The sequence below is a fragment of the Propionivibrio sp. genome, assembly GCF_017995515.1.
In the GTDB taxonomy this organism is placed as follows: Bacteria; Pseudomonadota; Gammaproteobacteria; order Burkholderiales; family Rhodocyclaceae; genus Propionivibrio.
This window is the reverse complement of record NZ_JAGOIT010000109.1, coordinates 1-9997: the sequence shown is the minus strand read 5'-3', so window position 1 is coordinate 9997 and position 9997 is coordinate 1. Positions and strand designations below refer to the sequence as shown.

Here is a 9997-nt window from a genome sequence, read left to right as displayed (position 1 = left end):
AAAACGGCGAGCCAGAGAAAGTGTTTGGAGATGAACAGCGGACTCGCGTCGGCACCGAGTGCGAGGGAAATGAGGACAAAACTGCCCGCCATGATGCGGATGGCCCGTTCGACGTTCATGATGCGTTCTCCTTGCTGAATGCGGCGTAATAAAGCACCGGGATGACCACCAGCGTGAGCACGGTGGAAACGAAGATGCCGAAGATGAGGCTGATTGCCAGCCCGTTGAAGATCGGGTCGTCGAGGATGAACAGCGCGCCGAGCATCGCGGCCAGTCCGGTCAGCGCGATCGGCTTGGCGCGCACGGCGGCCGACTGGATCACGGCTTCGGCGAAGTCCATCCCGGTCGCCACCTGCTGCTTGATGAAATCGACGAGCAGGATCGAATTGCGCACGATGATGCCGGCCAGCGCGATCATGCCGATCATCGACGTCGCCGTGTATTGGCTGCCAAGCAAGGCATGGCCGGGCATGACGCCGATGATGGTCAGCGGAATCGGCGCCATGATGATCAACGGCACGAGATAGCTGTGGAAGTGCGCGACGACGAGCAGGTAGATGAGCACCAGGCCGACCGCGTAGGCGATGCCCATGTCGCGGAAGGTTTCGTAGGTCACCTGCCATTCGCCGTCCCACTTGATCGCGTAGCTGGCGTAGGGGTCGGCCGGCTGGCGGATGAACCATTCCTGCAGGCTGCCGCCCTGCTCCAGCGCCTTGCCGGTGAGCTGGCTGCGCGCATCGAACATGCCGTAGAGCGGCGAATCGAGTTTGCCGGCCATGTCGCCATACACATAGACGACCGGCAGCAGATCCTTGTGGAAGATCGACTTCTCGCGCGGCAGATCGCGGATTTCAACGACTTCCGAAATCGGCACCAGTTGCCCCTCGCGCGAACGGACCTTGAGCTTGAGCAGGGCATCGAGCGAACTCTGCTTTTCGGCCGGAAGCGTCACGCGCACCGGAATCTCGAATTTCGACTCGGTGTTATGCACCGGCGTCACGTCAGCGCCGGCCAGCCCCATGCCGACGACCTCGACGATGTCGCTCTGCGCGACGCCGAGCAGCGCCGCCTTGCTTTGCAGTACGTGCAGCACGCTCTTGCGCGCGTCGGCCTCGACCGAATCGTCGATCGCCACGAGATCGGCCGTGTTCTCAAAGACGCCGCGCACCGCCTTCGCGACGGCGATCTGTCCCGGATAGTCCGGCCCATAGACTTCGGCGACGATCGGCGACATGACCGGCGGCCCGGGCGGCACTTCGACGACCTTGGCGTTGCCGCCGGCCTTGCGGCCGATCGCTTCGACGGCGTCGCGCACCGAGTTGGCGATCTCGTGGCTCTGGCGTGAGCGATGCTTCTTGTCGACGAGATTGACCTGCAGGTCGCCCGATTCGGGCGCCGCGCGCAGGTAGTACTGGCGCACGAGGCCGTTGAAGTTGATCGGGCTCGCCGTGCCGGCGTAGGCCTGATAGTTGATCACCTCGGGTACCTTGTTGATCTCGTCGCCGATCTCGCGCAGCACGCGCGCCGTTTCTTCGAGCGGCGTGCCAACCGGCATGTCGAGCACGATCTGGAACTCGCTCTTGTTGTCGAAGGGCAGCATCTTGAGGACGACCAGCTTGACGCCCGCAAGCGAAATCGAACCGACGATCAACAGCAGCACGACGACCATCAGAGAACGACGCGCGGCGCGCCCCTTGTCCCGGTCAAGGAAGGGTGTCAGCACGCGCCGGAATACGCGGTCAAGCTTGCCACGCTCGACCTCCTCCGATGCATGTTCGGCGGCAGCGTGCCCGCCGCCGGCGTGCGACTTCATCAGATGCGCGGCCAGCCACGGCGTTACTACGAAAGCGATCGCCAGCGAGATGAACATGCCCATCGACGAGTTGATCGGGATCGGGCTCATGTACGGACCCATCAGCCCGGTGACGAAGGCCATCGGCAGGAGCGCGGCGATCACCGTGAAGGTCGCGAGGATGGTCGGTCCGCCGACTTCGTCGACCGCATCGGGAATGATCTCGAGCAGGCCTTTCTCGGGGAACAGCGTTTGCCAGCGGTGGATGTTCTCGACGACAACGATGGCGTCGTCGACGAGGATGCCGATCGAGAAGATCAGCGCGAAGAGCGACACGCGGTTGAGCGTGAAGCCCCACGCCCACGAGGCAAACAACGTCGCCGCCAGGGTCAGCGACACCGCAACGCCGACGATCAGCGCCTCGCGCTTGCCGAGCGCGAAGAAAACGAGCAGGACGACGAAGCCGGTGGCGAACGCCAGCTTGCCGATCAGTTTCTGCGCCTTGTCCGTCGCCGTCTCGCCGTAGTTGCGCGTCACCGACACTTCGACCCCCTCCGGAATCACCGTTCCCTTGAGCGATTCGACACGGCCGATCACGCCATTGGCGACATCCGCCGCGTTAACGCCGGGCTTCTTCGAGATCTGCAGGGTTACCGCCGGGTAAATTCCTGTCTTGTCGCCGAACCACACGTACTTGACCGGCTGGTCGGGTCCGTCGTCAATCTCGGCCACGTCGCCCATGAACACGGGCTTGCGCTCGCCGGCGTTGCCGCGCACGGCGACGACGAGTTTGCGTACGTCGGCGGCCGATTCGATGTAGGTGCCGGTCTGCACCAGCACCTCGCGGTTGCCGGCGACGACGCTACCCGACGATTGCAGGGCGTTGCTCACCTTGAGCGCACCGGCGATGTCCTGCGGCGTCACGCCGAAGGCGTTCATGCGCTCGCTGTCCATGACCACGCGGATCACGTGATCGGGGCCGCCAATGCTGGCGACGTCACGCGTGCCCTTGATGCGCTTGAGCTCGACCTCCGCCGATCGGGCAACCTGCTGTAGATCGAAGGCGCTGCGTTCGGCATCACTGGTCCAGAAGGTCAGCGCCACGATCGGCACATCGTCGATGCCCTTCGGCTTGATCACCGGCTGGCCGACACCGAGGTTCGGCGGCAACCAGTCGCTGTTCGAATGCACCGTGTCGTAAAGGCGGAGCACGGCGTCGTTGTACTTCACGCCGACGTCGAACTGAACGGTAATGACCGCCATGCCGGAACGCGATACCGAATACACGTGCTCGACGCCCGACATGCGCGACAACACCTGCTCGGCCGGCGACGCCACGAGATTCTCGACGTCCTTGGCCGACGCGCCAGGGAAAGGGACGAAGACGTTGGCCATCGTCACGTCGATCTGTGGCTCTTCCTCGCGCGGCGTAACGAGCGTGGCGAAAATCCCCATCAACAGCGCGACGAGCGCCAGCAACGGCGTCATCTGCGACGCCTGGAACGAACGGGCAATCCGACCTGACAGACCTAGACTCATAAAGCGTGGCTCATTTTCAAATTTCGCGTTCTCGGGATTCGCACCGGCACAGCGCGAAACCGCCGGACAAGGCGGTACACACTCCTTATTTCTTCTGTTCCTGCGCCTGCCGTGCCTTCAGTTCGATACCGGCGCGTACCGCGTCGAGGACAACCTGCTCTCCCTCAGCCAAGCCGGCGAGCACCTCGACATCGCCTCCGCCCAGGCGCTCGCCCAGGCGCAACTGACGCAGCACAAGCGCGCCCGACTCGGTCTTCACATAGACCGCGGCGACTTCTCCGCGGCGAACGATTGCCGTCGCCGGCACCGTCATGCGCACCGCTCGCCCGAGGACAAAATGCACGCGCGCAAACATCCCGGGCACGACCTCCACCAGGTTGTCGGGCAAACCGACACGAACCTGCGAAACGTGCGTCGCCGCGTCAGCCGTCGGCAGCAGCGTCACGAACCTGGAGTCGACCCAGCGCCCGAGTTCGGGAAACTCGATCCGCGCCTGCTTGACGCTTCTGATCTGCGGCAACTGATATTGCGGAATGCTGGCGGTGACACGCAGGCCGTTCGGGTCATAGATCGTCAGCAACGGGCTCCCGGGAGCCGCCGTCTCGCCCTGTTCGATCTGTCGTTGGGCGACGAGGCCCGAGATCGGTGCTGTTACCGTGGCGTGTCCGACGCCCACACTCGCCTGCCCGCGCGCCGCCTGCGCCGCTTCGAAATCTGCCTTGGCCTTGTCGAGCGCCGCACCGCTGATGAATTTCTGCTGATGCAGATTCTTCAGCCGTTCATAGTTCGCCTTGGCGTTGATGTACTGCGCGGTGGCACCGGCGGCCAATTCGCTCGCTTCGCGCGCATCGATGCGCAAGAGCAAATCGCCCTTCCGCACCGTCTGACCGACGTCAACCTGCATGTCGATCACGCGGCCGGAAACCTGCGAGGTCAAGGTCGTCTGCGTCGTCGCCTCGATCGTGGCCTCGAACGGCAAGGTCAGATCAACCGGATGCGGCTTGACGACCAAAGTGGACAACTCTTCCGCCCACCCAGCGCTACTCAAGAACAGCGCGGCGAGAACGACGAAGAGAGCAAGCAAGGAGTGCCGATGGGTAGTCTTCATATTCATCAGAATATTCTAATACACGAAAAAGCACAAGCATTCGCAACCGCTTTCAGCATAGCGGCAACCAGCTGAAAACTCACCATCCATGATCCTGATTGCATAGGAGACCCATTGCCAAGGTAACGCCCATGCAAAAACGGCAAGGCCTCCGCTCGGGAGGCCTTGCCGTTGGTTCTTGTTCCGGCACGGCAAGCATAAATGCAGCCCTTGCCGAAAGACTCAAAGAACGGTCATGCGTACTCTTGCCAGTTGATATTGCGCATGTCGCCGTGGCGCAGGAACTGGCGGTGCATCGCGAAGCCCATCGACAACGACATCGGCTCGTGGCTGCCCGGACCGACCAGTTTGAGGTAGTCGCGCAACTGCTCGCGGTAATCCGGGTGCACGCACTTCTCGATGATCAGGGCGGCGCGCTCATGCGGATCCTTGCCGCGCAGGTCGGCAACGCCCTGTTCGGTGACGACGATGTTCACCGAGTGCTCGCTGTGGTCCATGTGCGACGCAACCGGCACGATGGCCGAAATCATGCCGTTCTTGGCCGTCGACGGGCACGAGAAGATCGACAGGTACGCGTTGCGGGTGAAGTCGCCCGATCCGCCGATACCGTTCATCATGGTCTTGCCCATGACGTGCGTCGAATTGACGTTGCCGCCCAGGTCGAACTCGATCGCGGTGTTCATCGAGATGATGCCGAGACGACGGACGATTTCCGGATGATTCGAAATTTCCTGCGGACGCAGCATGATGCGCTTCTTGTAGTAGTCGATGTCGCTCGTAACCTTTTGCATCGCTTCCGGGCTCAGGGTCAGCGCGCATGTCGAGGCAAAGGTGCAGCGGCCGTTCTCGAGCAGCGGAACGACGGAATCCTGCAGCACTTCGGTGTACATCTCGAAAGCCGGAATTTCCTGGCTCTTGCCAAGCGCTGCGAGAACGGCATTGGCGATGTTGCCGACGCCCGACTGCAGCGGCAGGAAGGACTTCGGAATACGCCCCGCACGCATTTCGCCGACGAGGAAGTCCGCAACGTTCTGGCCGATCTGATCGGTGACCGGCGTACCTTCGTCGAAACCGGCACTTTCATCCGCAAGGTTCGTGTAAACCACGCCGACGATCTTCTTCGGATCGACGACGCAGATCGGCGAACCTATCCGGTCCGACGCACTGAAAATCGGAATTTCGCTGCGGGTGGGCGGATCCTGCGGCTCGAAGATGTCGTGCATGCCAAGCAAGGAGGTTGGATGCTTGGCGTTCAGTTCGATGATGATCTTGTCGGCCAGGCGCATGTAGGTATTCGACGCGCCGCACGAGGTGGACAGCACGACACCGCCGCCGGCGGTGAGGTCGCAGGCTTCGACGACGGCCCAGTTGATCTTGCCGAGATAGCCATAGCGCGCCACCTGCGGCACGGAGGACAAGTGCTGGTCGAAGAAGCGCACTGCGCCGGAGTTGATCTGCTTGCGCAGGGTGGCGTTGCCTTGATACGGCGTGCGGAAGCTGATGGCTTCCGCCTCGGCCAGGGCGCCGTCCAGCGATTTGCCGGTCGAAGCGCCGGTCAGAACGCCAACCTTGAACGGACGCCCGGCCGTATGCTCGCGCCGTGCCTTCTGGGCAAGCGCGAACGGCACGGCCTTGGCGGCACCGGCGGCGGTAAAGCCGCTGAAGCCGATGTTCTGGCCGTTCTGAATGAGTTCCGCCGCTTCTTCAGCGGTAAGAATCGGGAAGGGTAGGGACATGACGAAAAGGACTCCTCAAAAGATAAAGCCCCGCGACGAACGCGGCAGCATTGAATAACCGTTGAAACCGCGTCGAAGTCGTTCCGCCTGCGAGGACAAGAACAGCCTGGGCTTGCAGAAACGCGCCCGGCCGGCAAGGAAAAATACAGGAATAGCGGAAGAAATTACGTTACCAGCGCGGCCATCAACCACCGAATAACAGGTGCGCGGATTATAGCCCCAGCCCAACAGCCGAGCAAACGAGAGAACCGCCGCTATGATGCCATGAGCATTACCAGACACGGCGCACCGCAATGGTCAAAATAGAGGCGACAGGATCTTCGGTTGGCTTACTCGGGCGCTTTCGAGTCGATGAAGAGCGTAACCGGTCCGTCATTTGTCAAGTTCACCCGCATGTCGGCACCGAAGACCCCGGTTTCAACCTTGATCCCGAGGTCTGTTTCGAGTTGGCGAACAAACCGCTCAAACAGCGGTTGAGAAACATCCCCGCGCGCAGCACGGCTCCAGGACGGCCGATTTCCCTTCCTGATCGACGCAAAAAGCGTGAACTGGCTGACCGCCAGCACTTGCCCGCCAACCTCGCTCACGTTGCGATTCATCACGCCTGCCGCATCCGGAAAGATGCGCAGCTTGCTCAGCTTGGCCGAGAGCCAATTCACATCGGCCTCGCTGTCCGTCTCCTCAACGCCGACAAGAAGCAGCAGTCCGTGGTCGATCGCCCCGACCGTTTCCTCTCCGACCATGACACTCGCCGAGGCGACCCGTTGCGCAATGACCCTCACCTATCCTCCCTTTGAGCAAACATGAATTGCACGTCGGGCAGGTCGCGAAAGCACTGCAGCATGGCTTCACCCCCATGAACGACATTGAAGACCCCGGGAGGAAAACCGCAGCGTCCGGTCAATTCGGCCAGCGCCACGAGCGCCGATGGTTCGGACGGGTCGGTCTTCAGCACGACCACCGCCCCGGCCGCCAAACCCGGCACAGCCAGACGCAGCGGTTCGAGCATCGCCATCCCGGCGGAGGCCACAATCGCTAGAACTGCCGCACCGGAGTCCAACCGGGCCTCGCCAATCTCGCGCAAGAGGGCAAGCGTCGCGGCGACCTCCGTGCTTGAATCGGCAGGCGACCGTCGGGCTTCCTCGGCGATCAGGTGGCAGAAGTGCTCGGAGTAGCGTTCCAACTCGATGGCAAGCTGCGAACACAGCGCACGACGATCCGCTTCAGGCAGTGCCCGCCATTCCGCGCCCGCTTTCCGCGCCGACTCGAGTGCATTGTCCGCGACATCGGCCGCACAGAGGGGCGTACGGCGGAGCACGCGATCATGCGCAGAGTCGCGAACATCAAAAAACTCGGGCGCCATCGTGAGATAGGCGTGGCCGTTGATCCAGAGCGGAACGGCCGGTGGATCATCTGATTCAATCAACATAGGTTTCCTGCAGGCATTCTTGACACGTCTTTGCCATTGCCCAGACGCGCCACGTATCACATTGCGGATTGCCAGCGCTCATGATGGTAAGATGGCACGGTTCAAGATCCGACCGAACGAATGCGGCAACGATACCATTCCGCCGCTCGAAAAAACAAAAGATCTATCGGGAAAACCACTGTGGAACAACATGAAGCGAAGGGGTCGATTCAAGTCATCGAGAGAATGATGTCGCTTCTCGATGCGCTGGCCGAGAGCCAGGAACCGGCAACGCTCAAGATGCTGTCACAGGCCACCGGCCTGCACCCCTCGACGGCCCATCGAATTCTGGCAGTCATGACGCACGCGCGCCTGGTGTCCCGACAAGAGGCCAGCACTTACGCGCTGGGAATCCGCCTGTTCGAACTCGGCAACCTGGTCAAGGCACGCATCAATCTGCGCGAAATCGCCCTTCCGTTCATGCAAAGGCTGCATGAAACCATCGGCGAAGCCATCAATCTCGGCGTACGTGACGAAGACGACATCATCTACATCGAACGCACTTCCGGTGGCCGATCGCTGGTACGTGTCGTCTACCTGGTCGGTGGGCGCGCGCCGTTGCACCTGACTTCCCTCGGCAAACTGTTTCTGGCGGCGGACACGTCGGAAGATGTCCGCGCCTACGCAAAACGCACCGGCCTACCGGGAAAGACACCGCACTCGCTGACCGACCTCTCCACACTGGAAAAGGAACTCGACAAGATCCGCCGGCACGACGTCGCCTACGACAACGAGGAGGCCGAACTCGGCCTGCGCTGCGTAGCCTCGCCGGTTCGCAACGACGAAGGCGTCATCGTCGCCGGACTCTCGCTATCAGCACCAGTCGACCGGCACCACCCCGAATGGGTCGAACAGATCAGGAAAACTGCCGAGGAAATATCGCGCGCACTGGGTTTCAACCCAGCACGAACGAGGGTTTGACGGCGCGCGCTCGGGCGCCGAGTATTCTGGATCAACCCGGGCCGCGCTCACCCGATGTGTTTGCGGCCGCGTGGATCACATCTTTTCTTGAAGCGTGAGTGCTCTCCATCCAGCGTTTGATCCGGTTCGCATCACCAACGCGCGTCAGCTTGCCAGCCGAGTCGAGCAGGACGATGACCACAGGCTTGTCAGCCACCCGCGCCTGCATCACCAGGCACTTTCCAGCTTCGCTGATGTAACCCGTCTTCGAGAGTCCGACGTCCCACGCCGCGCTCCGCACAAGCGGGTTTGTATTGCGATAAGCCATTTCGCGCGCGCCGACATCGACCGTCGCTTCGGCAGTCGTCGAAAACTCCCGGATCAACGGATACTTGTACGCAGCGGCAACCATCTTGGCCAAGTCGTTGGCCGTTGAGACATTGTTGCTCGTCAAACCGGTGGGATCTTCGAAGTGCGTATCCCGCATGCCGAGCGCCTGCGCCTTGATGTTCATCGCCGCAAGAAACGCCGGCATCCCGCCCGGATAGTGGCGAGCCAGCGCGTTCGCCGCCCGATTTTCCGACGACATCAGCGCGAGCAGTAACGCCGATTCGCGCGAAAGAACCGAACCAACGTGCAAACGCGAGCGGCTCCCGCGCAAATAGTCGACATCCTCGTCGGTGATTCGCACCGGCTCCTGTAAGGCCGGAGAACCGTCCAGCACGACCATCGCCGTCATCAGCTTGGTAATCGAGGCAATCGGCACGATCTGACCGGCGTTTTTCTGAAAAAGAGCTTCGCCGCCAAACTGATCGACGACCAACGCCGATCCCGACTGAACGGCAAGCGCTCCCGACGCAGCCACCATTTCGGGCGCCGCCAGGTTTTGGCGACGGACCTTGACCTTCGTCGTCGCCTTCGCAGTTAGCTGCTTTTTCGCAGACTTCCCTTTGACCGCCTTGCTCGCAACAGGCTTGGCCTTGCTCTTTTGCACGACACGCTTTTCTGCGGCCTGCACGTCTCCAGAGTGGGGGAGAACCCCCCCCAACGCCACAAAGGCAGTCAAAACAAAAATACGAAAACCAATACTCATTCATGCCCCCAGCAAAGCGCTTCTTTCAGGCCCCGATTTTACCCAAATTCAGGCTAAGCGGAGCAAAACTTAATGGAAATATGGGGATACCGTCGCAATCTTCGAAAACACATCACCTACCGCCAACCGGAGCACGGATGTAGCCGGCAACACTAATTGGCATTCGCCAGCACACCAGAAAAACGCATCAAAAAACGACTCCCCAAAAGCACCAAAACCGGCCCATTTACCAACTTAGGGAAACGCTGATTTATTCCACCCTGCGATGAGCCGATGGCTGCGGGATGAGAAAATGCGGGAAGAGTGACAGCGGATAGGCGAGATGACGAAGCAGGCGAGTTTTTCCGAACTGGAATACGCG

The 9997-nt window shown here is 61.3% G+C and carries 8 protein-coding genes and 1 pseudogene; 1 reads left to right on the top strand and 8 read right to left on the bottom strand.

The features are described from left to right. The 6 genes and pseudogenes from KBA32_RS14515 to KBA32_RS14490 all read right to left on the bottom strand — a co-directional run. Positions 1–119: pseudogene (locus tag KBA32_RS14515) on the bottom strand (DUF2892 domain-containing protein); the annotation flags it as partial. Then, on the bottom strand, positions 116–3331 hold the full coding sequence (locus KBA32_RS14510) for an efflux RND transporter permease subunit (RefSeq protein WP_294360291.1): 3216 nt from the start codon (positions 3329–3331) through the stop codon (positions 116–118). The pseudogene KBA32_RS14515 and the gene KBA32_RS14510, both read right to left, overlap by 4 nt. Positions 3332–3416: 85 nt before the next feature. Next, positions 3417–4445 (bottom strand): efflux RND transporter periplasmic adaptor subunit, encoded by a 1029-nt coding sequence (locus KBA32_RS14505; RefSeq protein ID WP_294360288.1) that lies wholly within the window; start codon positions 4443–4445, stop codon positions 3417–3419. Positions 4446–4672: 227 nt separating this feature from the next. Next, a complete protein-coding gene (locus KBA32_RS14500; RefSeq protein WP_294360285.1) occupies positions 4673–6175 on the bottom strand; it encodes an acetyl-CoA hydrolase/transferase family protein in 1503 nt (500 codons plus the stop codon). Positions 6176–6504: 329 nt separating this feature from the next. Beyond that, positions 6505–6957: a D-aminoacyl-tRNA deacylase gene (dtd, locus tag KBA32_RS14495; protein WP_294360282.1), complete on the bottom strand. Its 453-nt coding sequence runs from the start codon at positions 6955–6957 to the stop codon at positions 6505–6507. Continuing rightward, positions 6954–7604, bottom strand: a complete 651-nt coding sequence (locus tag KBA32_RS14490; protein WP_294360279.1) for an aldehyde dehydrogenase family protein — start codon at positions 7602–7604, stop codon at positions 6954–6956. The genes dtd and KBA32_RS14490 overlap by 4 nt, the downstream gene beginning before the upstream one ends. Positions 7605–7829: 225 nt before the next feature. Here KBA32_RS14490 and KBA32_RS14485 point away from each other — a divergent pair, with 225 nt between their 5' ends. Further along, positions 7830–8564, top strand: coding sequence for an IclR family transcriptional regulator (locus KBA32_RS14485; protein WP_294360294.1), 735 nt, complete (start codon positions 7830–7832; stop codon positions 8562–8564). A 31-nt stretch (positions 8565–8595) separates the two neighbouring features. Here the strand turns inward: KBA32_RS14485 and pbpG are convergent, their stop codons facing one another. After that, positions 8596–9636, bottom strand: a complete 1041-nt coding sequence (gene pbpG / locus KBA32_RS14480; RefSeq protein ID WP_294360276.1) for a D-alanyl-D-alanine endopeptidase — start codon at positions 9634–9636, stop codon at positions 8596–8598. Between the two features lie 152 nt (positions 9637–9788). Beyond that, on the bottom strand, positions 9789–9997 hold a 209-nt coding region (locus KBA32_RS14475; RefSeq protein WP_294360274.1), incomplete at its 5' end, for a hypothetical protein.

Coding starts and splice junctions, on each gene's coding strand:
- KBA32_RS14485 (WP_294360294.1), top strand. CDS start 7,830: ATGATGTCGCTTCTCGATGCGCTGGCCGAGAGCCAGGAACCGGCAACG.
- KBA32_RS14510 (WP_294360291.1), bottom strand. CDS start 3,331: ATGAGTCTAGGTCTGTCAGGTCGGATTGCCCGTTCGTTCCAGGCGTCG.
- KBA32_RS14490 (WP_294360279.1), bottom strand. CDS start 7,604: ATGTTGATTGAATCAGATGATCCACCGGCCGTTCCGCTCTGGATCAAC.
- KBA32_RS14500 (WP_294360285.1), bottom strand. CDS start 6,175: ATGTCCCTACCCTTCCCGATTCTTACCGCTGAAGAAGCGGCGGAACTC.
- KBA32_RS14505 (WP_294360288.1), bottom strand. CDS start 4,445: ATGAATATGAAGACTACCCATCGGCACTCCTTGCTTGCTCTCTTCGTC.
- pbpG (WP_294360276.1), bottom strand. CDS start 9,636: ATGAGTATTGGTTTTCGTATTTTTGTTTTGACTGCCTTTGTGGCGTTG.